The organism is Sagittula sp. P11, assembly GCF_002814095.1.
Taxonomy (GTDB): domain Bacteria; phylum Pseudomonadota; class Alphaproteobacteria; order Rhodobacterales; family Rhodobacteraceae; genus Sagittula.
The window spans coordinates 997,232-1,022,883 of the sequence record NZ_CP021913.1; the positions used below are offsets into that span (position 1 = coordinate 997,232).

Annotated in this window: 23 protein-coding genes; 12 read left to right on the forward strand and 11 right to left on the reverse strand. The window is 68.1% G+C overall.

Annotated features, from left to right (window positions below):
* Nucleotides 1-32 precede the first annotated feature (32 nt).
* The 4 genes from CDO87_RS04880 to CDO87_RS04895 all read left to right on the forward strand — a co-directional run bounded on the left by CDO87_RS04880 (nt 33) and on the right by CDO87_RS04895 (nt 4,240).
* A complete protein-coding gene (locus CDO87_RS04880; protein ID WP_100927734.1) occupies nt 33-2,186 on the forward strand; it encodes an OmpA family protein in 2,154 nt (717 codons plus the stop codon).
* Between the two features lie 24 nt (nt 2,187-2,210).
* A complete protein-coding gene (locus CDO87_RS04885; protein WP_100927735.1) occupies nt 2,211-2,537 on the forward strand; it encodes a hypothetical protein in 327 nt (108 codons plus the stop codon).
* A 283-nt stretch (nt 2,538-2,820) separates the two neighbouring features.
* Nucleotides 2,821-3,693 (forward strand): TIGR01459 family HAD-type hydrolase, encoded by an 873-nt coding sequence (locus CDO87_RS04890; RefSeq protein ID WP_100927736.1) that lies wholly within the window; start codon nt 2,821-2,823, stop codon nt 3,691-3,693.
* A 103-nt stretch (nt 3,694-3,796) separates the two neighbouring features.
* The gene (locus CDO87_RS04895) at nt 3,797-4,240 is read left to right on the forward strand and encodes a MaoC family dehydratase (RefSeq protein WP_100930839.1); all 444 of its coding nucleotides are present in this window, start codon (nt 3,797-3,799) and stop codon (nt 4,238-4,240) included.
* Nucleotides 4,241-4,414: 174 nt separating this feature from the next.
* Here CDO87_RS04895 and CDO87_RS04900 read toward each other — a convergent pair whose 3' ends face one another.
* On the reverse strand, nt 4,415-5,449 hold the full coding sequence (locus CDO87_RS04900) for an FAD-binding oxidoreductase (RefSeq protein WP_100927737.1): 1,035 nt from the start codon (nt 5,447-5,449) through the stop codon (nt 4,415-4,417).
* 49 nt (nt 5,450-5,498) lie between these two features.
* Here CDO87_RS04900 and mnmD point away from each other — a divergent pair, with 49 nt between their 5' ends.
* Nucleotides 5,499-6,167 carry a tRNA (5-methylaminomethyl-2-thiouridine)(34)-methyltransferase MnmD gene (mnmD, locus tag CDO87_RS04905; RefSeq protein ID WP_100927738.1) on the forward strand — a complete coding sequence of 223 codons (669 nt, stop codon included), beginning with the start codon at nt 5,499-5,501 and terminating at the stop codon, nt 6,165-6,167.
* A gap of 1 nt (nt 6,168) precedes the next feature.
* Nucleotides 6,169-7,035: a DMT family transporter gene (locus tag CDO87_RS04910; RefSeq protein ID WP_100927739.1), complete on the forward strand. Its 867-nt coding sequence runs from the start codon at nt 6,169-6,171 to the stop codon at nt 7,033-7,035.
* Between the two features lie 108 nt (nt 7,036-7,143).
* Here CDO87_RS04910 and CDO87_RS04915 read toward each other — a convergent pair whose 3' ends face one another.
* On the reverse strand, nt 7,144-9,108 hold the full coding sequence (locus CDO87_RS04915) for a lytic transglycosylase domain-containing protein (RefSeq protein ID WP_100927740.1): 1,965 nt from the start codon (nt 9,106-9,108) through the stop codon (nt 7,144-7,146).
* A 142-nt stretch (nt 9,109-9,250) separates the two neighbouring features.
* Here CDO87_RS04915 and dapA point away from each other — a divergent pair, with 142 nt between their 5' ends.
* Together dapA and CDO87_RS04925 are read left to right on the forward strand one after the other, a co-directional pair.
* Nucleotides 9,251-10,126, forward strand: a complete 876-nt coding sequence (dapA, locus tag CDO87_RS04920) for a 4-hydroxy-tetrahydrodipicolinate synthase (RefSeq protein WP_100927741.1) — start codon at nt 9,251-9,253, stop codon at nt 10,124-10,126.
* Entirely contained in the window at nt 10,126-10,452 is a 327-nt protein-coding gene (locus CDO87_RS04925; protein WP_100927742.1) for a hypothetical protein, read from the forward strand. The genes dapA and CDO87_RS04925 overlap by 1 nt, the downstream gene beginning before the upstream one ends.
* Here CDO87_RS04925 and CDO87_RS04930 read toward each other — a convergent pair.
* The 8 genes from CDO87_RS04930 to CDO87_RS04965 all read right to left on the reverse strand — a co-directional run bounded on the left by CDO87_RS04930 (nt 10,424) and on the right by CDO87_RS04965 (nt 21,071).
* A complete protein-coding gene (locus CDO87_RS04930) occupies nt 10,424-11,890 on the reverse strand; it encodes a DUF2252 family protein (protein ID WP_254698339.1) in 1,467 nt (488 codons plus the stop codon). The genes CDO87_RS04925 and CDO87_RS04930 overlap by 29 nt on opposite strands.
* Before the next feature lie 239 nt (nt 11,891-12,129).
* On the reverse strand, nt 12,130-13,449 hold the full coding sequence (locus CDO87_RS04935; RefSeq protein WP_100927743.1) for a pitrilysin family protein: 1,320 nt from the start codon (nt 13,447-13,449) through the stop codon (nt 12,130-12,132).
* Nucleotides 13,446-14,786, reverse strand: coding sequence for a pitrilysin family protein (locus tag CDO87_RS04940; RefSeq protein ID WP_100927744.1), 1,341 nt, complete (start codon nt 14,784-14,786; stop codon nt 13,446-13,448). Before CDO87_RS04940 ends, CDO87_RS04935 begins: the two co-directional genes overlap by 4 nt.
* Nucleotides 14,787-14,993: 207 nt before the next feature.
* On the reverse strand, nt 14,994-15,527 hold the full coding sequence (locus tag CDO87_RS04945; RefSeq protein WP_100927745.1) for a DUF3035 domain-containing protein: 534 nt from the start codon (nt 15,525-15,527) through the stop codon (nt 14,994-14,996).
* A gap of 86 nt (nt 15,528-15,613) precedes the next feature.
* The gene (gene lspA, locus CDO87_RS04950) at nt 15,614-16,132 is read right to left on the reverse strand and encodes a signal peptidase II (RefSeq protein ID WP_100927746.1); all 519 of its coding nucleotides are present in this window, start codon (nt 16,130-16,132) and stop codon (nt 15,614-15,616) included.
* Between the two features lie 206 nt (nt 16,133-16,338).
* The gene (purH, locus tag CDO87_RS04955; protein WP_100927747.1) at nt 16,339-17,937 is read right to left on the reverse strand and encodes a bifunctional phosphoribosylaminoimidazolecarboxamide formyltransferase/IMP cyclohydrolase; all 1,599 of its coding nucleotides are present in this window, start codon (nt 17,935-17,937) and stop codon (nt 16,339-16,341) included.
* 23 nt (nt 17,938-17,960) lie between these two features.
* Nucleotides 17,961-19,703, reverse strand: a complete 1,743-nt coding sequence (locus CDO87_RS04960) for a heparinase II/III family protein (protein WP_100927748.1) — start codon at nt 19,701-19,703, stop codon at nt 17,961-17,963.
* A 126-nt stretch (nt 19,704-19,829) separates the two neighbouring features.
* A complete protein-coding gene (locus CDO87_RS04965) occupies nt 19,830-21,071 on the reverse strand; it encodes an RsmB/NOP family class I SAM-dependent RNA methyltransferase (protein ID WP_100927749.1) in 1,242 nt (413 codons plus the stop codon).
* A 93-nt stretch (nt 21,072-21,164) separates the two neighbouring features.
* Here CDO87_RS04965 and CDO87_RS04970 point away from each other — a divergent pair, with 93 nt between their 5' ends.
* Nucleotides 21,165-21,350, forward strand: a complete 186-nt coding sequence (locus tag CDO87_RS04970; RefSeq protein ID WP_100927750.1) for a DUF1674 domain-containing protein — start codon at nt 21,165-21,167, stop codon at nt 21,348-21,350.
* Between the two features lie 636 nt (nt 21,351-21,986).
* Here CDO87_RS04970 and dapB read toward each other — a convergent pair.
* Nucleotides 21,987-22,799 carry a 4-hydroxy-tetrahydrodipicolinate reductase gene (gene dapB / locus CDO87_RS04975; RefSeq protein WP_100927751.1) on the reverse strand — a complete coding sequence of 271 codons (813 nt, stop codon included), beginning with the start codon at nt 22,797-22,799 and terminating at the stop codon, nt 21,987-21,989.
* An 86-nt stretch (nt 22,800-22,885) separates the two neighbouring features.
* On the opposite strand from dapB, the gene rbfA reads away from it, so the two are divergent.
* The 3 genes from rbfA to CDO87_RS04990 all read left to right on the forward strand — a co-directional run bounded on the left by rbfA (nt 22,886) and on the right by CDO87_RS04990 (nt 25,575).
* Nucleotides 22,886-23,281 carry a 30S ribosome-binding factor RbfA gene (gene rbfA, locus CDO87_RS04980; RefSeq protein ID WP_100927752.1) on the forward strand — a complete coding sequence of 132 codons (396 nt, stop codon included), beginning with the start codon at nt 22,886-22,888 and terminating at the stop codon, nt 23,279-23,281.
* Nucleotides 23,282-23,285: 4 nt separating this feature from the next.
* Nucleotides 23,286-24,029, forward strand: coding sequence for a phosphodiester glycosidase family protein (locus CDO87_RS04985; protein ID WP_100927753.1), 744 nt, complete (start codon nt 23,286-23,288; stop codon nt 24,027-24,029).
* 109 nt (nt 24,030-24,138) lie between these two features.
* Nucleotides 24,139-25,575 (forward strand): S1C family serine protease, encoded by a 1,437-nt coding sequence (locus CDO87_RS04990; protein WP_100927754.1) that lies wholly within the window; start codon nt 24,139-24,141, stop codon nt 25,573-25,575.
* Nucleotides 25,576-25,652: the final 77 nt, after the last annotated feature.

The window sequence follows — 25,652 nt, forward strand, 5'->3', positions numbered from 1 at the left end:
GTAACACTCGAAACCGGGACGTCACCACGTACATGCGGCTCTCTTCGCTCTTCACCATCGCCGGGACTTTTCTCGCCGCCAGCGGGCTGAGCGTACTGACTGCATACTTCACCGCCCAGATGATCGAGACAGCTTCGCAGTCCAGCGTGCTGAACGAACTCGACCGCGAAGGCCTGCCCTGGGCCGAGGTCGACACCAACGGTCTGCAGGTCTTCCTGATCGGCACGGCACCGGACGAGGCCGCGCGCTTCAAGGCGCTGTCGACCGCGGGTCGTGTCGTCGATGCCTCCCGCGTGATCGACCAGATGCTGGTGGAGGAACCCGAGGACGTGGCGCCGCCGCGCTTCTCGGTCGAGATCCTGAGAAACGACGCTGGTGTCTCGGTCATCGGGCTTGTGCCCCAATCGACCGACCGCGAGGCGCTGATCGAAAGCTTCCGCCAGATCGCCGGCGGGCAGGAGGTCTCCGACCTGCTGGAGGCCGCCGATTTTCCCGCGCCCGACGGCTGGGAACAGGCCCTGCGCTTCGCCACCAGCGCGTTGCGCGACCTGCCGCGCTCCAAGGTGTCAGTCGATGCCGAACGGGTGGAAATCAAGGCCATGACCGAAAGCGCCGAGGCGCGCAGCCGGCTGGAAACCAACCTCACGCGGCGCAAGCCGGAGGGTCTGCGGCTTGCGCTCGACCTCTCCGCCCCGCGGCCCGTCATCACGCCCTTCACCCTGCGCTTCCTGATCGACGACGAGGGCGCGCGCTTCGACGCCTGTTCCGCCGATACCGAAGAGGCGCGGTCCCGCATCCTGCGCGCCGCCTCCGGTGCAGGTCTCGAAGGCAAGGCAATCTGCACCCTCGGCCTCGGCGTGCCCTCGCGCCGCTGGGCCGACGCGGTCGAGCTGGGCATCGCCAAGCTGAAGGAAGTGGGCGGCGGCTCCATCACCTTCTCCAACGCCGATGTCACGCTGGTGGCGCTCGAAGGCACGCCGCAGGGCACCTTCGACCGGATCGTCGGCGAACTGGAAACCACCCTGCCGGAGGTCTTCGCGCTGCATGCCGTGCTGCCCAAGGCGCCGGAACAGGATGCCGAGGGCCCGCCCGACTTCACCGCCACCCTCTCGCCCGAGGGCAAGGTGCAACTGCGCGGACGCCTGACCACCGAGATCGCCCGCCAGACCGCGGACAGCTACGCCCGCGCGCGCTTTGGGTCGGAGGCGGTCTATACCGCCGCCCGCCTGGCCGACAACCTGCCCTCGGACTGGCCGGTGCGCACGCTCGCCGGGCTGGAGGCGCTGTCGATGCTGGCCAACGGCTCTGTCACCGTGACGCCCGACGACGTGATCGTGACCGGCCAGACCGGCAACCAGGAAGCCAGCGCCCAGATCGCGAAACTTCTGGCCGGCAAGCTCGGTGAAAACGCCACCTACGATATCGACGTGACCTATGTCGAACGGCTGGACCCGACGCTGGGCATTCCCTCGCCCGAGCAATGCGTCGGCATGATCAAGGAAGTGGTCGGCACGCGGAAGATCAACTTCGAGCCGGGCTCTGCCACGCTCGACATCTCGGCCCGCGACATCCTCGACGAACTGGCGGACCTCCTGAAGACCTGCGGCGACATCCCGCTGGAAATCGGCGGCCACACCGACAGCCAGGGCCGCGAGTCGATGAACCAGCAGCTCAGCCGGGACCGCGCGCAGTCGGTGCTCGACGCGCTGCGCGGCCGCCGCGTGCCGGTACGCATGTACGAGGTGAAGGGCTACGGCGAAGAGCAGCCCATCGCCGACAACGGCACCGAGGAAGGCCGCGAGGCCAACCGCCGGATCGAGTTCAAGCTGCTGATCGACGAGCTGGAAGAGGCCGTCGCCGAAGCCGAGGACGCTGCCGAAGAGGCCACCGAACCAGGCGAGACCGGAGAGACGGCAGAGGCCGCCGACACGGCCACGGCAGATACCGCGGCGACAGACGCGCCCGACGCCTCCACGACCGAAGACACCGACGGGGAACAGACCGCCGACACTACGGACGCAGAGCCGGACGGCCAAGACGACACGACGGATGCCGCCACGGACACCCCGCCGATGCAGGACCCGGAGGCCACAGAGGCCGCCGCCGGCATCGGGGCGGACAAGGCGGTGCCACAGGGCGCGGTGCGCGATGCGGATTTCAAGCCGGAAAACGGCGAAGACGGCTAACATGCCGGAGGGACAAAACAACAAATGGACAGAACCCAGTTCATCATCGCGACGGCGATCATTCTTTTTGTCGCCTTTTGCCTGGGCTGGTTCGCCCACTGGCTGATCCACCGCTTTCGCCGCGTCAGCCAGGCCGATGTCGATCAACTCGAACGCATGAGCCAGGAACTGCATGAGGCGGAGGAAACCCGGGATCAGGCGATCACCTACCTCCAGCAGCGCGAGGCCGAGCTGACCAACCAGCTTGCCCAGACCGAGGCAGAGCTGGCCGCAGCCATGGACGGCCTCCGCGAAGCCCGGCAGGAGGCCGAGGAAATGCGCGCCTACGCCGAGCGGATGAGCCAGAACTGACAGACCGCGCCACCGTCGCGCAAGCGCGGGTTTGACCGGAACAGTTTTGCGCCCGCCGCATCGGCGGGGACGCTCAGGACTTACGCCACGTTGTCGGGCATGGAACGTGGCCGGGCCATGCTCAACGCGACAACCCGTCCTCGCACTCGGTCTTGCCCTCCGGCCCGTCCGAATGCCCTTCGCCTGACCCGGTAAAGCCGCGCGCTCCCGCCTGAATCGCCTGTCCTATTGCGTCCGCAGCCTCTATGCAGGGGCCAGACATTCCCGACCACCGGACGCCCCAATGACCCAGATCATCTCTGCCCTTTCCGACGTATCCGACCGCTATGACGCGCTGTTCGTGGACCTGTGGGGCTGCGTGCACAACGGCATCAAGGCCATCCCCTCTGCCGTCGCAGCCCTTCAGGACTACCGCGCGAAAGGCGGGGCCGTCGTGCTGGTGACAAACGCTCCGCGCTCCCGTCACGAGGTCGCAAAGCAGCTGAAGAAGTTCGAGGTGCCCGAAAACGCCTACGACGACATCGCCACCTCCGGCGACGCCGCCCGTGCCGCCATGTTCCAGGGCGCCGTGGGCTCGAAAGTCTATTTCATGGGGCTCGACTTCGACCTGACCTTCTTCGACCCGCTCCAGATCCTCGACAACCCGGTAGAGATCACCCGCGTGCCGCTTCAGGAGGCCGAGGGCATCGTCTGCTGCGGCCCCTTCGATCCCCACGCCGATCCGGAAGTGAACCGCCCCGACTTCCTCTATGCCAAGCAGAAGGGCCTGAAGCTGCTCTGCGCAAACCCGGATATCGTCGTCGACCGTGGCGAACGCCGCGAATACTGCGCCGGGGCCCTGGCGAAACTCTATACCGAGATGGGGGGCGAGAGCCTCTATTTCGGCAAGCCGCACCCGGCGATCTACGACCTGGCCCGCCGCCGTCTTGCCGCGCATCGCCCGGACGTGCCCGACAGCGGCATCCTCGCCATCGGGGACGGCCCGCACACCGATATTCTGGGCGCGATGGGCGAGGACTTCGATTCCCTCTTCATCACCGGCGGCCTCGCCCGGACCGAGACCAAAACAACGCAGCAGCCCGATCCGGACGCGCTAAGCGCCTATATCGAAAAGGAAAGGGTGGCGCCGACCTTCTCCATGGGCACGCTCGGGTAACAAAATTACCGCTTGCTTTTGCTGCGTTCGCAAAGTAATAAAATTACCAATCTCGCCTAGAGATGACGCTTTTATTACCAGACGGATGCTCATGGAGGGCAAGATGTTGGACAACCTGCCACGCGGAACGATCTGCATCGAAGACATCGAGATGGGCATGACCCGTTACCTCCGGAAGCAGGTGACGGATCAGGATATCGAGATGTTCGCCGAGGTCTCCACCGACCGGAACCCGGTGCACCTCGACGACGCCTATGCGCAGGACACCATCTTCGAGGGCCGCATCGCCCATGGCATGCTGACCGCGGGGCTGATCTCCGCGGTCATCGGCGAACAGCTTCCCGGTCACGGCACCGTCTATCTCGGCCAGTCGCTGAAGTTCCTCGCGCCTGTGCGCCCGGGCGACACGGTCTATGCCGAGGTCAAGGTGACCGACATCGACATCGCAAAGCGCCGCGTGACGCTGGAGACGCACTGCTCGGTCGACGGCAAGAAGGTCGTCATCGGCGAAGCGAAGGTCCTCGCCCCCTCCCGCAAGTTCGACTAAGCCGAAAAAGCCCCGTCTTTTTCGGCTGGTGGGCAGGCGAGTTTTCCAAAGGAAAACTCAGCGCCCACGCCCAACCCTGCCAGGCACACCACCCCGCGTTTCTCGGCTATTGGGCAAACACGCTTTCCAAAGGGAAACTCAGCGCACGCTCCCCACCCGGCGTGCCCACCGCGTTCACCCCAGCCTGAACCCTTCGGGGATCCCCTCGTCCCGACCGTCCAGCACCAGATCGGCCATCACCTCCGCCACCTTGGGCGCCATGCCAAAGCCGATCTTGAACCCGCCGTTGGCGACGAAATGACCGTCGCGCCCCGGCCAGCCGCCCAGTACCGGCGCTCGGGTCCGTGCCCGGGGCCGCACGCCCGCCCAGCGGGACACAACCTCCGCCCCTGACAGATCCGGCACGGCCTCTCGCGCCGCCGCGATCAGCTCCTCGCATTGCCCATCCAGCGCCGATCCGTCCTCGAAATCCCGTTCCGAGGTCGATCCGATGGCGACCGTCCCGTCCGCGTGCGGCACGATGTGCAACCCGCCGACGAACAATTGCGGCGCCTCGCGCGCCTCGAACCGGAAAGCCGCCGACTGGCCCTTCACCCCGTCGCCGACCTTGCGCCCCAGCGCCTTCGACAGATCTACAAGGCCGCGCCAGCCGGTCGCCCAGATCACCGCGCCCGCGTCCTCCGCCTCCGGCACAACCGACACACCTTTCGCCTGAAGCGCCGCGACCAGCGCCGCGCAGGCCCGGCGCGGGTGCATGCGCGCGCTCAGCGTGTCGCGGATCAGCCAGCCCGACGGCGACACCGGCGCAAAGGGCCCGGCCTCCGACTGCGGCACCACCTCCCAGACCGCCCTGCCCTGCCACAGCGCGGATGCGCCTTCGCCCCGCGCGCGCGCCAGCGCCAGCCCGGCCTCGTCCGCCACGGGTTGCAGCCGCCCCGTCTGGGCATAGCCGGCAGAGACGCCGCCCAAGGCCTCGACCTCCTGCCAGAACCGCTCCGCCATCAGCAGGCTCTCCAGCTGGAAGGCCTTCTTCTCGTTCCAGTTCTCCGGGACATGCGGTGCCAGAGCCCCCACCAACCCGCCCGAGGACCCTGCCCCGGCGCCATGGGGATCGACCAGCTGCACCCGCGTCCCGCGTTGCACCAGCGACCAGGCGATCGAGAGCCCGAAGATCCCCGCGCCCCGGATCGTCACGTCCACGCTTGCCATTGCCGTCTCCCCGCGTCACATCTCGGCACATCCCATAAGGACTTCCCCGATGGCCGACCAGAGCCCCGCGCTCGACTGGCGCGACGACATCCCCGTGTCGACCCGTTTCGACGACCCCTACTACTCGCTCGAGAACGGGCTGGAGGAGACGCGCCATGTCTTCCTGTCCGGCAACGGCCTGCCGGAGCGGTTCCGTGACGGGTTCCACATTGCCGAGCTGGGCTTCGGCACGGGGCTGAACCTGCTCGCCGCGCTCGACCTCTGGCGCAGGACCGGCCAGCAGGGCCGCCTGAGGTTCACCAGTTTCGAGGCGTATCCGCTGGACGGCGCGCAGATGATCCGCGCGCAATCCGCCTTCCCCGCGGTGGCGGAGGTCGCCCACGATCTCGCCCCCCACTGGCAGGACCGCGCCACGCGGATCACCCTGCCCGACCTCGACTTCACCCTCGTCACCGGCGACGCGCGCGAGACGCTGCCGCGCTGGGACGGCCTGGCCGACGCATGGTTCCTCGACGGCTTCGCCCCGGCCCGCAATCCCGAACTCTGGGTGCCCGACCTCATGGCCGAGGTCGCCCGCCACATGGCCCCCGGCGCCACCGCCGCCAGCTACACCGCCGCGGGGCACGTCCGCCGCGCGCTGGCCGAGGCGGGCCTCGACGTGACCCGGCAGCCGGGATATGGCCGCAAGCGCCACATGACGACGGCAAAGAAGCCCTGACATGACCGAACAGAACACCCGCCTCGGCATCCTCCTGATGGTTGCCACGACCTTCGTCTTCGCCATGCAGGACGGGCTCTCGCGGCACCTCGCGACGGAATACAACGTCATGATGGTGGTGATGCTGCGCTACTGGTTCTTCGCGGCCTTCGTCATCGCCGTGGCCGCGCGCCAGCCCGGCGGCCTGCGCCGCGCCACCCGCAGCGGCCACCCGCTGGTGCAATGCTTCCGCGGCGCGCTGCTGGTGGTCGAGATCAACGTGATGGTGCTGGCCTTCGTCTTCCTCGGCCTCGTGGAAAGCCACGCCGTCTTTGCCTGTTACCCGCTTCTGGTTGCGGCGCTCTCCGGCCCGGTGCTGGGCGAAAAGGTCGGCTGGCGGCGGTGGGCGGCCATCGGCGTGGGCTTCGTCGGCGTGATCGTGATCCTTCAGCCCTCGGGCGGGGTGTTCTCCCCCTACGCCGCGATCCCGCTGCTGGCGGCGCTGATGTTCAGCCTTTACGCGCTGCTCACCCGCTATGTCGCGCGGACCGATACGGCGGCGACCTCGTTCTTCTACACCGGCACGGCGGGCGCCATCGTGGCCACCGCGATCGGCCTGTGGTTCTGGGAGCCGATGACCGCCCCCGACTGGGGCTGGATGGGGCTCCTGTGCCTGACCGGCGCGCTGGGGCACTGGTTCATGATCCGCGCCTACGAGGTGGCCGAGGCCAGCGCCGTCCAGCCCTTCGCCTACCTGCAACTGGTCTTCGCCAGCACGCTCGGGCTGATCGCCTTCAACGAAACGCTGCGCACCAACGTGGTGATCGGCGCGGCGATGATCGTCGCCGCCGGGCTCTTCACCCTCTGGCGCGCCCGCGTCAAAGGCTGATCCCTGGCGTCCGGCGCGTCACGCCGCCACCTGCCCGAGGCGCAGGCCGCAAGGCCGGGGCCGAGACACCCGGCATGGGCGCCCGACAGGGCGCACATTCCGCAAGGTTCAGTCTGCCACCACCGACCGCGCCAGCATCGACGCGCCGACCAATTCCTCGGAAAACGGCACCGGCAGGGGCTCCTTGCCCAGCCGCGCGCGATAGACCGGCAGGCTTTCCGCCACCCGCATCACGTAGTTGCGGGTTTCGTCGAAGGGGATCATCTCGATCCAGTCGACCACGTCCACCGCGCCGTTCCGCGGGTCGCCAAACTCCGCCATCCAACGCAGCGGACGCGACGGCCCGGCGTTGTAGCCCGCGGCCATCATCACCACGTTGCCGTCGAAGGTGTCCGCCAGCCCGGCCAGGTAGGTCGATCCCAGCGTCGCGTTGTACGCCGGATCGGACAGCAACCGCGCCGCATCGTAGGTTTCGCCCACCTTGGCGGCAACCTCGCGGGCGGTGCCGGGCATCAGCTGCATGAAGCCGCGCGCGCCTGCGCCCGAGATCACGCCGGGATCGAACTCCGACTCGCGCCGCGCGATGGCCAGCACCAGCTCCTTCGGCACCGGGTATTCCGTGCCCACCACTTCCGGGTGCAGCGCGTAATACGGCCCCGCCAGCTCAATCCCGAACTGCGCCGCGCGCTTGCCCAGCATCACCTGGATGTGCGGGCGCTTCATCTCGGCCAGCATGTCGCCCATCTGGCCCATGCCCGTGCGGTCCTGGCTTTCTGCAAGATGCGTCAGGAAGCGTTCGCCCAGGTCGATCTCCCCCGCCGCCAGCAGCAGGATCCCCGCCTGAAAGACCGTCGACTTGGCAAACCCGGCCTCGCGCCAGTCCGGGAAATCCTCCTCGCCGGACAAGAGCGGGTTCACAGGGATGCCGCCCCGTTCCGCCGCGAGCAGCCCGTAGAAGGACGTCTGGAACGCCGCGCCTTCGGTGTAGGCCGCCTGCGCGCCCTCCGCATCGCCCGTGGCCTCCAGCGCCCGGCCCAGCCAGTAGCCCGCCCGGCCGACGGAGATAGGGGTCCACACCGCCTCCCGGAAGTTGCGGAAGTGCTGCACGGCCAGGTCCGCGCGGCCAAGGAACTGCATGGCGAGGTAACCCGACAGCCACTCCAGCTCCGCGAACTCGGAGCCTTCGACAAGGTAATGCCGCGACGCGATCTCGTAGGCCTCGTCATAGGCGCCCGCCCGCATCCGCATCCGCGCGAGGTCCACCCGCTCGTTCGCCCAGGCCCAGGGCTCGCCCAGCCCTGCCAGCGAGGTGGACCGCTCCTTCAGCAGCTCGATCGCCTCGTCGCGGCGCCCCTTGCGCACCCGCCACAGGAACCGCTCGTAGGCCAGCCCGGCGTTGTCCGCCAGTTCCTCAGGCACGCGGGAGATCAGCGAATCGACGTTGCCGACCGCCGCGCGCAGGCCCATGCGCGCCTCGGCCAGCGCGCGCCAGCCATCGTCGGCGAAAGGCAGCATGGCGGTGGCGTTCTGGCTCCAGCCGTTCCACAGCGCCATGTCCAGACGCGCGATGTGGTGCGGCTTCAGGATCTCGCCCCAGGTCGCCATGAAGGCGCGGCGCTCGTCGCTGGTCAGCGACAGCGTCCGCCAGGCCAGCACGATGTCCGCCTGCGCCAACCCCTCGTCGCCTTCGGTCATGTGCACCCGCGCCAGCGCCAGTGCGCCCGCGCCGGACTGCGGCTGGTGATCCGAGAAGAAGTGCTGGATCTGCGCATTCGTCGCCTCGTCGGCCATGATCGGCTCCGACTTCTCGCGCAGGTAGTCCATGCCCGGCCAGTCGGGGTTGCGGGCGATGAAGTCCATGACCTCTTCCGAATCCCCCCGCCCCGACCGCAGCGCGTGCCACAGGATGACATCGACCGCGATCTGGCCGTCGCCACGCGCCTCGATCTGGGCGGCGGCCCAGTTTCCGGTGCGCATCGACTGCATGGCCTTGGCCAGCGCCTGCCCGCTCTCCTGCGCGGCGGCGGCCATGCTGGTGCATATCAACAGCAAAACGGCTAGAAGGCGCGACATGAGCTTGCAATTCCCGCAATGAAACTTAATAGACCCCTCCGGAGGATATCGCCCGCACTCATGGCTTCAACTCACATTCCCGCTGGGTCGGCGGAAATTCTCCACAAGCGACGACGAACCCGAAACAACAAAGGAGCGTGAGATGTTCAAGGGATCGATGCCTGCCCTGGTCACGCCGTTCAAGGACGGCGCGGTGGATTTCGACACGCTCAAACAGCTTGTCGACTGGCACGTCGACCAGGGGAGCCACGGGCTGGTGCCCGTCGGCACGACCGGCGAAAGCCCGACGCTGACCCATGACGAGCACGAAGAGGTCATCCGCTGCGTGGTCGAGGCCGCCGCAGGACGCATTCCGGTCATCGCCGGGGCCGGGTCGAACAACACTGACGAGGCCGTGCGCTTCATGGTCTACGCGCAGACCGTCGGCGCCGATGGGGCGCTGGTGGTGACGCCCTACTACAACAAGCCGACGCAGGCCGGGATGATTGCGCACTTCAAGGCGGTGCACGATGCCGCCGACCTGCCGATCATCATCTACAACATCCCCGGCCGCTCGGCCGTGGACATGAGCCCGGAAACCATGGGCGAACTGGCCAAGCTGCCGCGCATCGTCGGCGTCAAGGACGCCACCGGCGACCTCGCGCGCGTCTGCAAGCAGCGCATCACCTGCGGCAAGGACTTCATCCAGCTCTCGGGCGAGGATGGCACCGCGCACGGCTTCAACGCCCAGGGGGGTGTCGGCATGATCTCCGTCACCGCCAACGTGGCGCCCGCCCTCTGCGCGCAGATGCAGGAGGCCTGCCTCGCCGGTGACTACGCCGCGGCGCTCGACCTGCAGGACCGGCTCATGCCGCTGCACCAGGCGATCTTCCTCGAGCCGGGGCTCTGCGGCGCGAAATACGCCATGTCGCGGGTCGGCCTCTGCGCCGAGGACATGCGCCTGCCGCTCCTGCCGGTCACCGAGCCGGTGCGCGAGCGGATCGATGCGGGCCTGCGCCACGCCGGGCTGCTGAACTGATGACGAACCGGGCCGGGATATCGTTTTTCGGCCCGAACCCGCTGCGCGCGCGGCGGCGCATCTTCCTTGCGACGGCCGCGGGCGCTCTTGTGCTACTCGGTCTCGACGTGGCGCTGCACGGCCTCGATGGCAGGGGCCCGCTGATCGTCGCCTCTCAGGTGCTGTCTGCAGTGGCACTCTACGTCCTCGTCTTCCGGCTGGTGCATCCGGCCATCATCCGCTGGATGCTGGCGCGGACGCGCAAGGGCTCCGCCCGCAGGCTGTCCCGTTTCACGCGATGGTATCTCGGCACGGGCGTCAGCGATACGCCTTCAGACCCACGGTGAACGCGCCCAGCTTCAGGTCGCGCTTGTAATAGGCGTGATCGCGGTCCAGCCGCTTCACCGCCTCCTTCGCGAACCCCAGAACGTCGTCGACGAACAGATCGAACGGCTCCATCGCCTCGAGGATGCGCGGCTCGATCCGGTAGTCGAGCTGCCCGGCATCGTCGGACCGCGCATGCGCCTGCGCCAGGGCACGGCCACAGGCGGCGGCATAGCGCTTCCAGCTCTTCTTCGACAGGTCGTCGAGGTCGATGTCCTCGCGGAACGGCGCGCGCTCCCGCGACATGAAGCTGACGCCGTCGATCTCCACGTTGCCGTAGAACACGTCGCCGTTGGCCAGATGCACCGCCTGCCCGTGGGCAATGCGGTCGCCCTCCTCGCCGGCGTGGAAGTCGTTGGCGGGCACCAGTCCTTCCAGCGCCGAGCGGCGGGCGCGCTTGAACTCCACGATCAGGTCGTCAGTGGCATCCTCCGACGGCCCTTCCAGCAGCACGTAGTACCGCGCCAGCCCCAGCGAGGCCGTGCCCTGTCCGTGACGCAGGCAGACGTCCTTGACCTTCAGGCGGTTCACGCGGCCCGACTTCTCGACCCCTGCGGCCTTCGCCAACTGGTCGACATAACCCTGGAACTCCTCGACCCGGGTGGTCAGCGGCGTCAGCTCGTGGTTGGCGCGGAAACCCAGCCCGTTTTCAGACAGGTAGCGGTCCCAGAGCCAGTCCTTGCGGCTCTCCCGCGCCTCCTCGAAGAGCTTGCGGATCACCTTCGGCGAATTGTCCTGCCGCATCTGCTGGCTCGATTCCGTGTCGTGCCGCGCGTAGAAGGCGATGCCCTCGCGATATCCCTTGATGAAGCGGCGCGCGATCTTCAGCCGGTGCTTCTCCTTCAGGTCGCCCTCTTCCTCGGCGGCCAGCAGGAAGCCGGTCACGCCGCGCTTCAGGTCCCAGGTGAAGGGGCCATAGACCACGTCGTCGAAATCGTTCACCCCGAAGATCGGCGCGTTGTCCGCGTTGGGCATCACGCCGAAGTTCTCGGGATGCACGTCGCCCAGAACAAGCACCGTGGGCATCCGCGCGTCGTCCCCCACCATGTCGCGGTGAAACAGCAGCGATGTGCCCCGGAAGAAGGAAAACCGGCTGTCCGCCAGCTTGCGGAACTTGGCATCCGCGCCGTCGGACTTCTGCGAGATCCGCACGGCGTGATCCTCGATAATCGTCTCGCGCACGTGGCGCCGCCGTGCCTCGCCGGTCAGGTTGCAGGGCCGCATGACGCAGGGATCCTCGACGAACCGTTTCGCGAGACGGCGGTAATCCTCGACCCGGCTCTTCAGTTCGGTCACGGGGTTCTCGGCGGGCGTCTTGACGGACGGGGCCCGCTTTGCCTCCTTCGAATTGCCGGATGCGGATTTCGGTTTCTGCTGCCGTTCCTTCGCCTGCGTGGCCACTGGTCCCTCCTGTCATCTGTCAGGAGCGCAACGCAGCCCCGCGCCGCTTCGTTCCGGCAGCCAGGGCGGCGCACAGCCCCGCCCTGCATGGCCGCGCGCCCCTTCCAAACGGCAGACAAAAGAAAAGGCCGGGACAATGCCCCGGCCCGTTCCTGCGTCCTGGCCCAAAGACCTGAGGGGGTTTCCGGAGGGCTGAACCCCCGGCGGACTACCTGCACTGCACGCGCAGGCGATGCCCCTCACTGACCGACGGTCGCGTCCTCCAGCCCCTCGGGTTGGCCCACCACGACGAAGTGCAGCTCCTCCGGCTTCATCAGCTCGGCCGCCACGCGCTTCATGTCGTCGAGCGTGATCGCCTCGATCTTGGCGTTGCGCGTCGTCACGTAGTCGATGCCGAGGTCGTCCATCTGCATGCCGACGAGGATCTGCGCGATGGGCGCGTTGCCGTCGAAGCGCAGCGGGTAGGCGCCGGTCAGGTAGGTCTTGGCCTGCTCCAGCTCTTCCTCGGTCACGCCCTCTGCGGCCACCTTCGCCCATTCGTCCCGGATGACCGAGATCGCCTCGGCGATGCGGTTGTTGGCGGAGGCGACGCGCCCGATCACCAGTTCGGCGTGGTCCTTGGGCAGCAGGTAGGAATAGACCCCGTAAGTCAGGCCGCGCTTCTCGCGCACCTCCTCCATCAGCCGCGCCTCGAAACCGCCGCCGCCGAAGATCGTGTTCAGCATGTAGGCCGCGAAGAAGTCCGGATCGGCCCGCTTCAAGCCGCGATGACCGAAGACGGCCACCGACTGCGGCGTGTCGAAGGGCACCACGGTCACGCCCGCCTCTGTCTCCACCGTCACATCCTCGGGCATCGGCGCGCCGGTCTCCGGCAGGTCGCCCAGCAACCGGTCCATCAGCAGACCCAGTTCCTCGGCCGAGATGTCGCCCGCCGCCGCGATATAGACACGGTCCTGCGCCAGCGCGTTCTTCCACGCCTCGACCACGTCGTCACGGGTCAGCGCGGTCACGCTCTCGATCGTGCCTGAGTAGTCGGAGCCATAGGGATGGTCGCCGAACACCATGCTGTCCCAGGCGCGGGTGACGATCTCGTCCGGGTCGGTCGCGTCGGAGCGCAGCGAGGACAGCACCTGCTGGCGCACCCGCTCCACGCTCACCTCGTCGAAGGTCGGCTCCACCAGCGAGGCGCGCAGGAGGTCGACCGCCGCGTCCTGCGTCTCCGTCAGGAACTTGAAGGAGATGCTCACCGCGTCGTCGCTTGCGTCGTACCCGATCTGCGCGGCCAGATCCTCCTTCGCCTCGGCAAAGGCCTTGGCATCCATGTCGGCAGAGCCTTCCTCGAGCAGGCCGACCATCAGGTTGGTCGCGCCGCGCTTGCCTTCCACGTCCAGCGAGGTGCCGCCCCTGAAGCGCAGTTCCAGCGCCACGAAGGGGATTGAGGGTTCCTCCACCAGCCAGGCCTTCAGGCCGCCGGGGCTCTCCACCTCCTGGATGTCGATTTCCGCATGCGCCACCGTGGCGCCGAAGATCAGCCCGAAGGCCAGGATGAAACGCTTCATTGGGTCACCTCCTCGGCGGGCATCAGGTAGCCCGTGACGGATTTCTGCGGATCGAACACCTCCTTGGCAGCGGCGATCACGTCCTCGCCGGTCACCGCCTGCAGCACGTCGGGCCAGGCCTGCACGTCCTCGATGGTCAGGCCGGAGGTCAGCGCGTCGCCGTAGCGGCGGGCCAGGCGGCTCACGTCGTCCTGCTCGTAGATCCGCGCGGCCTTCATCTGGAACTTGATCCGCTCGAGCTGCTTTTCGTCCACGCCGTTCTCGATGAAGGCCTGAATGGTCGCGTCCATCTCCTTCTCGGCGTCTTCGAGGCTCACGCCCGGCGCAGGCACCACGACCAGACCGAAGGTGGTGTCGTCCAGCGACACGCCGCCGTAGTAGGCGCTGGTATAGACCGCCTTCTTCAGGTCGAACTGCAGCCGCTGGTTCAGGACCGAGGTCTGCCCGCCGCCCAGGATCTGCGACAGGATTTCCAGCGCCGCGGCCTTTTCCTGGTCGCCCGGATCGCGTTCCGGGGCAAGGTAGGTGCGGGTCACGTAGGGCGTCGAGACACGCGGGTCGCGGTAGGTCATGCGCCGTTCGGCCAGCTGCCGCGGCTCCGACGCGCGATCGCGATCCCCAAGCTCCGGGTTGGGCGCCAGCGGCTCGTAATACTCCTTCGCCAGACGCAGCACCTCTTCGGGCTCCACGTCGCCGGCGACGATCAGGATCGCGTTATTCGGTGCGTAATACTTGTGGTAGAAGCTCAGCGCGTCGTCGAGGTCGAGGCTCTCCATTTCGTGCCGCCAGCCGATGATCGGCGTGCCATAGGGATGGTTGAGGTAAAGCGCCGCCTGCGACTGCTCGCGGAAAAGCGCGCCGGGGTCGTTTTCCACCCGCATGTTGCGCTCCTCGATGATGACCTCGCGCTCCGTCAGGATGTCCTGCTCGGAAAGCTGCAGGTTCACCATCCGGTCGCTTTCCATGCGCATCATCATCTCAAGCCGGTCGGCCGCGACGCGCTGGTGATAGGCGGTCTGGTCGGCGCTGGTGAAGGCGTTGTCGGACCCGCCGTTCGCCGCCACGACCTTCGAAAACTCGCCCGGCTCCAGTTTCTCGGTGCCCTTGAACAGCAGGTGTTCGAGGAAATGCGCCACGCCCGATACGCCGCGCTCCTCGTCGGCGGCACCGGCCTTGTACCACACCATGTGTTCGACCACCGGGGCGCGGTGATCCTCGATCACCACGACATCCATTCCGTTGTCGAGCGTGTATGTGGTGACCGGCACTTCGGCCTGCGCGACCTGCGCCGCCAGAGGCGCCGCGAGCAGGGACAGGACCATGGGAAGTTGGCGCATCTCGTTTTCATCTCTCTTAGGGAAAGGTTGACACAATAGGTACGCAGGCGGCCATTAACTTCAAGTTAACTCTGGTGTCCCTCGCGCAGTGGTGACGGGGACGTGAAGCGCAGGCCGGTCCGCATCTGCGGTTTGCCGTACATTCACAGCAAAGGCCCCGCAGCCACAGGACTGCGGGAGCCAGGATCGCCCGATTTCAGATGCGGATCAGGGGGCCGGCGGTGCCGACGGCGTCCGCGCGCCCGCCTGACGATAGCGGCGCAGCCAGGAATAGGAATCCAGCTTCTGACCGCGGTACGCGCGTTCGTAATCGTCGCGCGGCACGATGGACCACGAGAAGCGGCCCTTGTTCTTGCGGTACTGCTGATCCTCTGCCGCCAGCGTCTGGCGTATGGTGTTGTCGCGACCGTAACGGCTGGCCTGCTGCACGAGGGCAGCGTCGCCCGCGCCGATGGAACCGGCCGCGCCCGGCTGCAGCGCCGCCGGATTGCCGCCAAGCGCCGCCACGGCGTCGGCCTTCGGCGTCTGGTCGGTGCGGTTGGCGCTGCCCGGCGTGGGCTGCGGCAGTTCCGCGAAGGTCTGCGGCATGGTCAGCGGCTTGTTGGGAACGATGGCGAACTCTTCCGGCTCACCGCTGTTGGAACGCAGGTCGTGCAACGGCTTCGGTTCGCCGCTGCGCGAACAGGCCGACAGCGCCAGCGCGCCCGTCATCACAATGATCGCCAGATGCGCAAGCCGCATCACACCCTCCGTTCACCCATGGTCTGACCGCTTCTAACGCATCAGGACGGCGCCGTCACGCCCATCCCGGCATCAAACCCCGAAGATCAGGTGTTTTTCGCCGACGGGAAGATCACGAGCCCGAAAGCCCCGGCAAAGATCGCGATATCCGCGACGTTGAAAGCGAAGGGGTTGGAGAAGCCGCAGCAGGACATGTTGAGGAAATCCGCCACCGCACCATAGAGCACGCGGTCCACGACATTCCCCAGCGCGCCACCGATCAGCATCCCGGCAGAGATCAGGCCAAGCCTGCCCGGCGGGTCGCGGCGCATCCAGACCAGCACGAACAGCACGATGCCAAGCGCCACGGAGATCAGGATCCACCGTGTCGCGGGCGCCTCTCCGGCCAGAAGGCCGAAGTTGATGCCGTAGTTCCAGGCCATGTGGAAATTCAGGAACGGCGGCCAGACCTCGATCTTCAGCCGCGTGGCGAGGTCTAGCACATGCACCACCCAGATCTTCGAGATCTGGTCGATCACGAAGACCCAGAAAGCCACCCACCAGACCAACCGGAGGGTCCCTTGCCGTACTGCGCTTTGCCTGCCTGCCACTGCCGTCTCGTTCATTTTCAACCCGGCCCTGTTAACCGGTCTCGACCGGGCAGGATAGGTCCGTTTTCAATCAACTCTTCGCAATCTGCCAGAGGCGGCGCGCCGGATGACGACGCGGCCGCCCGATCCGGAGGCCCTGCCCCACCTGCCGAGAGGCTACGCGCGCCCGAAAGCGCGCACAACCCAAGGCTGCGTGAAACGGCAGGCCGCAATCACACCGATCAGTGGCGGAAGTGCCGCATCCCGGTAAAGACCATCGCCAAGCCAGCCTCGTCGGCTGCGGCGATCACCTCGTCGTCGCGCATCGAGCCGCCCGGCTGGATCACGCAGGTGGCACCCGCCGCCGCCGCTTCCATCAGCCCGTCGGGGAAGGGGAAGAACGCGTCAGACGCCACGGCGGACCCGCGGGTCAGCGGCTCCGGCAGGCCAAGCGCCTCGGCCATCCGCTCAGCCTTCTTGGCGGCGATCAGGGCGGAATCCACCCGGCTCATCTGGCCCGCGCCGACACCCACGGTGGCCTTGTCCTTGACGTAGACGATGGCGTTGGACTTCACGTGCTTGGCAACCTTCCACGCGAACAGCAGGTCCTCCATCTGCGCGTCGGTCGGCGCGATCTTCGTCACCACCTTCAGGTCGTCCACCGTCAGCACGCCGTTGTCGATGTCCTGCACCAGTATCCCGCCGGACACCTGCCGATAGGACACGCGATGCTCCGACGTGTCGGCCAGGCCCGGCGCCAGGATCAGGCGCAGGTTCTTCTTCTTCGCGAAGATGTCCCGCGCCTTCTGGTCGATGGCCGGCGCGATCACCACCTCGGTGAAGATCTCGGAAATCGCCTCGGCCGTGGCAGCGTCCAGCGTCCCGTTCAGCGCCACGATCCCGCCGAAGGCAGAGGTCCGGTCACAGTCGAACGCCTTCTGGTAGGCCTCAAGCAGGGTCGCGCCCTTCGCCACGCCGCAGGGGTTGGCGTGCTTGATGATCGCGCAGGCCGGGCCGTCGCCGGGCAGGAATTCACTGACCAGCTCGAAGGCCGCGTCGGTGTCGTTGATGTTGTTGTAGCTCAGCTCCTTGCCCTGAAGCTGCTCGGCCACCGCAACGCCGGGGCGGTTGGTGCCGTCCACGTAGAACGCCGCCTTCTGGTGGGGGTTCTCGCCATAGCGCATGGTCTGCTTCAGTTCGCCCGCGAACACACGACGGCGCGGCGTCGTCTCGCCGATGGCACCGGCCATCCAGGTCGACACGGCGGCGTCATAGGCGCCGGTGCGGGCGTAGGCGATCTGCGCCATCTTCTTGCGGAACCCGAGCGTGGTCTGCGCCTCTTCCCCGCCGTTCGCCTTGATCTCTTCCAGGAGCGCGCCGTAGTCCTCCACGTCGACCACCGTGGTCACGAAGGCATGGTTCTTCGCCGCGGCGCGGATCATCGCCGGGCCGCCGATGTCGATGTTCTCGATCATCTCGTCATAGTTCGCACCGCGCGCCAGCGCCGCCTCGAACGGGTAGAGGTTCACCACCAGCAGGTCGATCGGCACGATGCCGTGCTCGGCCATGGACGCCACGTGCATCCCGTTGTCGCGCAGCGCCAGAAGGCCGCCATGCACCTTGGGATGCAGCGTCTTCACCCGGCCGTCCATCATCTCGGGGAAGTTGGTCAGGTCGGACACGTCGCGCACCTCGATGCCCGCGTCGCGGATCGCCTTGGCGGACCCGCCCGTGGACAGCAGCTCGATCTTCAGGTCGGCCAGCGCGCGGGCCAGCTCGATCAGGCCGGTCTTGTCGGAAACGGAAATCAGCGCGCGGCGCACGGGTGCGAGGTCGGTCATGTGGGGCACTCCAAGGGTCAGACTCAGACGTCCGTCGGATCCTGCGCAAGATCGCGCACGGCCAGCGCGGTCTCCTGCGCCTTGGCCAATGACCACCGGACGCGCGTCGCATACTGCATCGCCCGCCCGGATAGAACCACCTGCTTCGTCGCACGTGGCCGCAATCGCCCCTTTTCGAGATACACCGAGGGTTCGAGGGTCAAATCCACGCCGCCGTCGAAGCGCAGCACCCAGATTTCGCCCGACCGGAGCGCCATCGACACCGCGTTGCCGCCCATGTCGACGGTCACATCGACCTCCGGATGCAGGTGAAAGCGAATCTCGTAGGGCAGCCCCCCCAGCTTCACCGCGTCCATCGCCTTGTCGAACCGCTTCTTCGCCGGACCGTCGAGCGCGACGAGGTAGTCCTCGCCCCTCAGGCTCCGCCCGTCCAGCGACAGCTCCAGCGACCGGGCATGGGTCAGCCCCTGCACGGCGACATAGCCGTCGTGCCCACCTTCGAAGCGCAGCGATTCGGCAAGGTGGGTCATCTGGATCGGCACGTGCTTCGGTGCGTCCTCAAGCAGTTCCCGCCGCGCCTGTCCGACCCAGCGCGGCGCCGCCAGCCGGGCCGAGCTGTAGCCCTGCAGGCACAGCACCGAATGCGACAGCGTGGCCCGCCCCGCGCGGCGCCAGTCCTCGCCGAACCCGCCGCCCGAGCCGCAGTTGACGATCAGCGGCCGTCGGCCCGAAGTCAGCTCGAACGCGAGGGTGGAAGCATGGGCGTTGCCCGAAGCCGCCCCGACCGGCGGCACGGCGGCATCGATGACGATGCTCGTGCGCCCGGCCGAAAGCCGCGCGAACCCCATCGCCAGCCCGTCCGCCTGCCGCTTCTTCGATCCGGAGGCCGCCAGCGCCATGTCCAGCCGCCCGTCCAGACCGCGCCCGCCGCCATGGAATCGCGCCAGCCCGCCGTCCGCATGGCGCAATGTGCGCAATGTGGGCGCGATCCGCGCGATGGCCTCAAGGTGGTCCTTGTGGGGGACGAGGTCCGCCTCCTCCAGCGCCGCCTGCGCCCATGTCAGCAGGGTGAAGACCTCAAGCAGTTCCTCCGGGTTGCGCGTCGGGATGCCGCCCTGCGCCGACACCTGCCGCCGGCATTCCGCGCCAAGCGCCTCGCGCGCCGGATCGACATGCGCCTCCATCCCCTCCAGCGACAGCGCCGCGTAAAGCAGCCCGGTCATCGCCTCGAACCGCGCCAGCCCCGGCGGGGCCGAGGCACCGCGCCGCGCCAGAAACGTCGCCTGCGCGCCCAGGGCGGCATAGAACGCCTCGCTCTTCTCCGACGGAAGGCCGCGCAGCACGAACAGCGCGTGATGTATCCAGCGGATCAGCCGCCGCCCGGTCAGTTCCGGCGTCCAGCCCGGCCCGGTGCCGCGCCCGTACCGCGCGATCCAGCCCCAGAGCCACTCCTGCGCCAGCTTGCGCGCCTTGATGTCGCCCACCGCCGCGAGATCGTCGAGCCAGGCAAAACCGTTGATTTCCTCGGTGAACGTGGCGTCCGGCGCCGGGATGTCCCAGAGCATGGCGCCCGGCGCCTCGACGAAATGGCCCGCGAACATCAGGTTGCCCGCGCACATCTGCCGCCCCTTGGCAAAGAAACCCACGGTGCGCGGTTCCGGCTGGCTGACAAATCCGTCCGCCGCACGCGCACGTGCGGCCAGCCGTGCGTGCACACGGTTCATGACCCGCTCCGGCGCGGTCCGCCAGTTGCGCTGCGTCGTCATCGCTGCCTTGCCTCGTTGCCCTTCCGGGGACCCTTGACGGGAACGGCCCTTTGCGGGCGCTTGCGCGGGATCATAGCTTCCGCGTTAGACAAAGTCATTAACGAACGCCACCGGCAAGGCCGCGGATCAGTCCTTGGTCACGCAGGCCATGTAGAAACCGTCCATGCCGCCGCGCTCCGCCCAGAAATCGGGCCTGAGCCGCAGCCCGCCCTCCTCGCTCTGCCACGCAGGTTCGATCCAGGGCGCCTCGGCCGGAACGACGCGCAGGCCGGGATGACGCTCCAGCGCCTCCTCGATCTGGCACTCGCCCTCGTCGGGCAGCAGCGAACAGGTGGCATAGACCAGCCGGCCGCCCGGTTTCAGCAGCGACAGCGCATGATCCAGCATCCAGCCCTGCAGCCCGATCAGTTCCGAGATCTTCTCGCCCATGTGCACATGCGGCAGGTCGGGATGACGGCGGATCGTGCCGGTCGCCGAACAGGGCGCGTCCAGCAGGATGGCGTCGTATTGCCCGCGATGTTCCAGCGCGTCACCCGCCACCAGCGTGGCTTCCAGCCCGCAGCGGTCGAGGTTCTCGCGCACCCGCGCCAGCCGCGCCTCCGAGATGTCGAGCGCGGTCACACGCGCGCCCCGGGCGGCCAGTTGCAGCGTCTTGCCGCCCGGCGCCGCGCACATGTCCAGCACGTCGAGGCCTGTCACGTCGCCCAGCAGCTTCACCGGCAGCGCCGCGGCGGCGTCCTGCACCCACCACGCGCCCTCGGCAAAGCCCGGCAGCGCGCTCACCTGGCCCGCGTCCTTCAGGCGCACCGAGCCGGTGGGCAGCGTCTCGCCCGGCAAGCCCTCCGGCAGGTCGCCTTTCAGCGTCAGGTCGACCGGCGCGCCCGCGAAATGCGCGCGCTCCATCGCCGCCACCGCCTGCGGGCCCCAGGCCTCCGCCAGCGGGGCGCGCAGCCACTTCGGCAGGCGCGGCACCCGAAGCTTCGCCCACTCCGCCGGGCCTGTCTCGGCCACCTTGCGCAGAACGGCGTTGACCAGCCCCTTCGCGCCCTGCGTCCGTTTGCCGCGCGCGGCGATCTCGACGCAGTCGCTGACCACGCCATGCGCGGCACCGCCGGTGCAGAGCTCCGTCGCGCCCAGCCTGAGGATATTCATGACGCGCCCCGCCGGGGCCTTCCTGAGATGCGGCTTCAGCACCCGGTCGGCACGCTCCAGCGCGCGCAGCACCTCCGTCGCCAGCCGCTGCGCCGCCGCGCGGTCGGGCGCCTCCAGCCGGTCGAGACGGTCGGTCTCCGACAGCGGGCGGTGCTGCACCAGCACCATGTCCAACAGGTCGACGGCGGCCAGACGGGCCGGGCTGGGGTCTGCCATGGAGTCTCCGGAATCTGGCCCGGGCTTGCCCCGGACGGCACCGGGCGCCTATATCAACAGCCATCGCCCTAGGAAAGCCCAGCGAGGACCGTCATGCCCGAGACCCCCGAAAGCGACCTGCCCCCCGCCGCGCAACGCGCCCTTGCCGAAGCGGCGGAGCGCCGGGCGAAGGCGGAGGCCGAGGCAAAGGCCCTCCCCAAGGAGTACGGCGGCCGCGACGGCCCGGAACCCGTGCGCTACGGCGACTGGGAGAAGAAGGGCCTCGCCATCGACTTCTAGGCCACGCACCTGAGCGGGCCGGTCAGCGCCAGTTTCCGAGGAGCACACCCCGTGCCGTAACCCGTCGCGGCTGTACAAGCGCGCCTCACGCCAGCGGCCACCTTCAGAACACAACTCAATCCCCAAAATATCTGAAATGTGCAAGTCATCCCAGACGTCGCCTCACGCCCAAAGCGTCATAACCGCGCTTTCGCAGGGGAAGCCCTGCTGTACCAACATCGGGAAAAAACAAGTTCCAGCGAATGGATCGCAGCCATAAAGTCGGCGCAAACCTCTAAGGCGGGACATCAGATCATCCGCGCAACCCATAAATATCGTATAGGGTTTTGGGATCACATCTCGAGACACCTCGCCAACCTGGAAGCAATCCAAGGGCTGCGGGCGCCAATGAGAATATCGGATTATCGAAAGAACGGCACGCATCGTATCCTGCGGCCGCCAGCGCGAAACACCAGCGCCGGATTTCCGCCAAACATCGCAATTGTGAAAGAAACCCGAACGACCCGGCCTTCACCCAACCGGACAAATGCGCCATAAACTCCCTGCCTGACCCCACACCCCGGCGTCCCCGCGCGCTGAGCGGGGCGCCGAGGGTGGGCGGGTGGGCGGCGCGCCGGTCAGGGCGCGGGGACGCCGTCAGCCCAGTCCCAGCACGTCCAGCATGTCGTAGTGACCCGGCCCCTTGTCCTGCCCCCAGAGCGCGGCCTTCAGCGCGCCGCGCGCAAAGAGCGTCCGGTCGGAGGCGACGTGCTTCAGCACGATCCGCTCTCCCGGCGTGGCGAACAGCACCTCGTGCTCGCCGATGATGTCGCCGCCGCGGATCGCGTGGAAACCGATGTCGCCCCGCTTCCGCGCGCCTGTGATCCCGTCGCGGCCCCGGTCGGACACATCCGCCAGCTTCACCCCCCGCCCCTCCGCCGCGGCCTCGCCCAGCATCAGAGCGGTGCCCGAGGGCGCGTCGACCTTGTGGTGGTGGTGCGCCTCGATCACCTCGATGTCCCAGTCGGCATCCAGAGCCGAAGCCACCTGCTTCACCATCCGCGTCAGCAGGTTCACGCCCAGCGACATGTTCCCCGCCCGGACCACCACCGCGTGGTGCGCCGCGCGGTCGATGGCGGCGATGTCGTCATCCGACAGCCCCGTGGTGCCGATCACGTGCACCGCCCGCGCCTGCGCCGCCAGTTCGGAAAACGCCACGGTCGCCGCCGGGGCGGTAAAGTCGATCACCGCCTGCGCGCGCGAGAACGCCTCGAGCGCATCGTCGCTCACCTTCAGGCCCATCTCGGCAGCGCCCATGGCCAGCCCCAGGTCGCGCCCGACCCAGTCGTGGCCCTCGCGCTCCAGTGCGCCGACAAGGGTCAGCCGGTCCGAGGCCATGACCTCCTTCACGAGCATCTGACCCATGCGTCCGGAAACGCCCGTTACAACGACACCTGGCTGATCCGTCATCGTCCACACTCCTCAAGTCCGTTGCGATCCCATACAGCGGTCGTCGGCGCTTGGCAAAGCGACAGCTTCGCTCTACTTCTCCCCCCATGGCACGCAACAGATTCCAAGACGGCCCCGGGCCAAGCCAACGTCAGCTCCGGGTGAGCGAAGTCATCCGGCGTCAGCTGTCGGATGTGCTCATGCGCGGCGACGTTCACGATCCGGAGCTCAACCGCCTCTCGATCACGGTCGGCGAAGTGCGCGTTTCCCCCGATCTCAAGGTCGCCACGGCCTATGTCGTGCCCCTGGGCGGGCAGAACGCCGACGACATGTTCGCGCTCCTCGACCGCAACAAGGGCGAGCTGCGCCGCGCCGTCTCGAAGGGGCTGACGCTGAAGTTCGCGCCCGAGCTGCGCTTCCGCCTGGACGAAACCTTCGACAATCTCGACGAGGCCCGGCGCCTGTTTTCCGACGAAACCGTGCGCCGCGACGTGGAGGGCTGACCCCATGCTCCGTGTCTGCCTTGCGCTGACGGCGTTGCTCGCCTCGGTGGCAGCGCCCTCCGGCGCGGTAACCTGCCAGAACGTCGAGTTCGAGTCGATCCGCTACGCCGTCTGCGAGGTCGACGCCACGAAGGAGGACCTGCGCCTCTTCCGCGCCGACGCCAACGGCCAGCCCATCGGCCAGTTCTCGCGGCTGGAGGCGATGCTGGCCGAGAACGGCGAGACGCTCGCCTTCGCGATGAACGCCGGCATGTACCACGAGGACCGCGCCCCGGTCGGCCACTACGTCGAGGACGGCAAGGAAGAGATGCGCGTCATCTCCTCCCCCGGGCCGGGCAACTTCGGCCTGCTGCCCAATGGCGTGCTCTGCATCACCGACAAGCGCGCCCGCGTCTACGAGACCCGCGATTTCCTTGCCGCGAAACCCGCCTGCCGCGACGCGACACAGTCCGGCCCGATGCTGGTGATCGGCGGAGAGCTGCACCCCCGCTTCCTGCCCGACTCAACCTCGCGCTACATCCGCAACGGCGTCGGCACCTCGAAGGACGGCAAGCGCGCGGTCTTCGCGATCTCGCAGAGCCTCGTGACCTTCCACGAGTTCGGCCGTTTCTTCCGCGACGGTCTGAAGCTGCCCAACGCGCTGTTCCTCGACGGCAACGTCTCGCGGCTCTACGCGCCGGAACTGGGGCGCAACGACCTCGGGCGGCGCATGGGTCCCATCGTGGCGGTGACGCAGAAGGCCCCCTGACCGGCCGAAGCCTGCGCTGCCAGCGGACACCGCCGGGGCGGAAGCGATTGCCGCGCGTGGGTCCGCGTGGCAGGCTGCCCGGACAGACCATTCGTTGCTGCGATCTTTCATGACCGGACCTTTGCGCACCCTTTTCGTGCTCCTTCTGCTGGCCCTGCCCCCGTGGCGGCCCGCCTTGGCGCAGGAGACGGTCGACCTAACCGCCCCCTTCACCGCCGAGGACCTCTCGATCCAGGACCGGCGTTTCCTTCAGGTCGCACTGGCCTTCGAAGGGACGCTCGACGCCCCAATCATCCCCGACTGGCCCCCCGGTGCGGAGGCGGCGATGCACGGTTTCGTCCACACCGCCTACGGCACCGCGCCCTCTGCGCTGCACATGGCCGCACTGGCGCAGGATCTGACGGACCGCATCGCGCGGGACGGCTGGACATGGCGGCACCTCGACACGCTGGGGCTGTCGCTCCTTTTCCCGGCCACGACCGCGGCCACCGCCCCGCCGGAAGGCGCGTTTACCGTCTGGGACCACGGCGGGTCCTCTCTCCGCTACCGCTTTGCCACCCTCTCGCGGCCAGAGGCGCAGGCCCTGCACCGCGACACCGTGGCGCTTCAGGCAGAGGGCGGCTCGGCGATCCGCACCCGCGACGCCAGCCTGGCCGTGACCCGGATCACCGGCCCGGACGGCACCCTGCGCCATGTCCGCTCCGACTACATCGACGGCACGTGGTCGACGGTGGTCCTGTCGGCAGAGGCGTCTGACCGTGCGCTCCTCGGGGCGGTGGCGGCCAGCATCGCGCCGGGACTGGCGGCGCCGCTTGCGGTGACGCGGGGCGGGCGGCTCGACCGGACACGAAAGGCCGCGGCGCCGCTGCTGGCAACCCTCGACCGGCGCCCGCAGGACGCGCCCACCCCGAACGAGGCGGCGCTGCCGCCCCGCGCCGCCAGCACCGGCAGCGGCTTCTACGTCTCGGCAGAGGGGCACGTGCTGACCAACGCCCATGTCACCGACGACTGCACCACGATCCGCGTGGACGGCCTGCCCGCCCGCCTGCTGGCGGAGGCCACGGACAGCGACCTTGCGCTTCTTCTCTCGGACGGCCCGGCCCCCGCGGTCGCCACCTTCTCCGAGGCGCCCGCGCGGCTCAATTCCGACGTGACCGCGCTGGGGTATCCGCTGTCGCACATCCTCGGCGGGATGAACGTGACGCGCGGCGCGGTCTCTGCCAATACCGGGCTGTCGGGGGACATCGCGACCATGCAGATCACCGCACCCGTTCAGCCCGGCAACTCCGGCGGGCCGCTGATCGGTGCCGATGGCTCGGTGGTGGGCGTCGTGGTGGCCAAGCTCGACGCGCTCTCCATCGCCGACCAGCTGCGCGACATTCCCCAGAACGTGAACTTCGCGGTGAGGGCCGAGGTGGCCGCGCGGTTCCTGGCGGCGCAAGGCATCTCTCCGCGCCACGCCGCACCGCACGCGGCGCTCCCGCCCGAGGACCTGGCCCAGCGGGCCGCCGCCTTCACCGCCTTCGTGGAGTGCGATCCGCGCTGACCGGCAGGGCCCGGCCCCACGCCCTTCCGCGAAACGCTTGCACCCCGACGCGCGGCGCCCTACCTCGGGACAACGAC

Bases quoted from the DNA above. Each gene is read 5' to 3' on its own strand.
- CDO87_RS04965 (WP_100927749.1), bottom strand. From the start codon at position 21,071: ATGGCAGACCCCAGCCCGGCCCGTCTGGCCGCCGTCGACCTGTTGGAC.
- CDO87_RS04960 (WP_100927748.1), bottom strand. From the start codon at position 19,703: ATGACGACGCAGCGCAACTGGCGGACCGCGCCGGAGCGGGTCATGAAC.
- CDO87_RS04940 (WP_100927744.1), bottom strand. From the start codon at position 14,786: ATGCGCCAACTTCCCATGGTCCTGTCCCTGCTCGCGGCGCCTCTGGCG.
- CDO87_RS04925 (WP_100927742.1), top strand. From the start codon at position 10,126: ATGACGAACCGGGCCGGGATATCGTTTTTCGGCCCGAACCCGCTGCGC.
- CDO87_RS04990 (WP_100927754.1), top strand. From the start codon at position 24,139: ATGACCGGACCTTTGCGCACCCTTTTCGTGCTCCTTCTGCTGGCCCTG.
- CDO87_RS04945 (WP_100927745.1), bottom strand. From the start codon at position 15,527: ATGCGGCTTGCGCATCTGGCGATCATTGTGATGACGGGCGCGCTGGCG.
- rbfA (WP_100927752.1), top strand. From the start codon at position 22,886: ATGGCACGCAACAGATTCCAAGACGGCCCCGGGCCAAGCCAACGTCAG.
- CDO87_RS04900 (WP_100927737.1), bottom strand. From the start codon at position 5,449: ATGGCAAGCGTGGACGTGACGATCCGGGGCGCGGGGATCTTCGGGCTC.
- CDO87_RS04910 (WP_100927739.1), top strand. From the start codon at position 6,169: ATGACCGAACAGAACACCCGCCTCGGCATCCTCCTGATGGTTGCCACG.
- CDO87_RS04970 (WP_100927750.1), top strand. From the start codon at position 21,165: ATGCCCGAGACCCCCGAAAGCGACCTGCCCCCCGCCGCGCAACGCGCC.
- CDO87_RS04985 (WP_100927753.1), top strand. From the start codon at position 23,286: ATGCTCCGTGTCTGCCTTGCGCTGACGGCGTTGCTCGCCTCGGTGGCA.
- mnmD (WP_100927738.1), top strand. From the start codon at position 5,499: ATGGCCGACCAGAGCCCCGCGCTCGACTGGCGCGACGACATCCCCGTG.
- purH (WP_100927747.1), bottom strand. From the start codon at position 17,937: ATGACCGACCTCGCACCCGTGCGCCGCGCGCTGATTTCCGTTTCCGAC.
- CDO87_RS04915 (WP_100927740.1), bottom strand. From the start codon at position 9,108: ATGTCGCGCCTTCTAGCCGTTTTGCTGTTGATATGCACCAGCATGGCC.
- lspA (WP_100927746.1), bottom strand. From the start codon at position 16,132: ATGAACGAGACGGCAGTGGCAGGCAGGCAAAGCGCAGTACGGCAAGGG.
- CDO87_RS04885 (WP_100927735.1), top strand. From the start codon at position 2,211: ATGGACAGAACCCAGTTCATCATCGCGACGGCGATCATTCTTTTTGTC.
- CDO87_RS04880 (WP_100927734.1), top strand. From the start codon at position 33: ATGCGGCTCTCTTCGCTCTTCACCATCGCCGGGACTTTTCTCGCCGCC.
- CDO87_RS04890 (WP_100927736.1), top strand. From the start codon at position 2,821: ATGACCCAGATCATCTCTGCCCTTTCCGACGTATCCGACCGCTATGAC.
- dapA (WP_100927741.1), top strand. From the start codon at position 9,251: ATGTTCAAGGGATCGATGCCTGCCCTGGTCACGCCGTTCAAGGACGGC.
- CDO87_RS04895 (WP_100930839.1), top strand. From the start codon at position 3,797: ATGTTGGACAACCTGCCACGCGGAACGATCTGCATCGAAGACATCGAG.
- CDO87_RS04935 (WP_100927743.1), bottom strand. From the start codon at position 13,449: ATGAAGCGTTTCATCCTGGCCTTCGGGCTGATCTTCGGCGCCACGGTG.
- dapB (WP_100927751.1), bottom strand. From the start codon at position 22,799: ATGACGGATCAGCCAGGTGTCGTTGTAACGGGCGTTTCCGGACGCATG.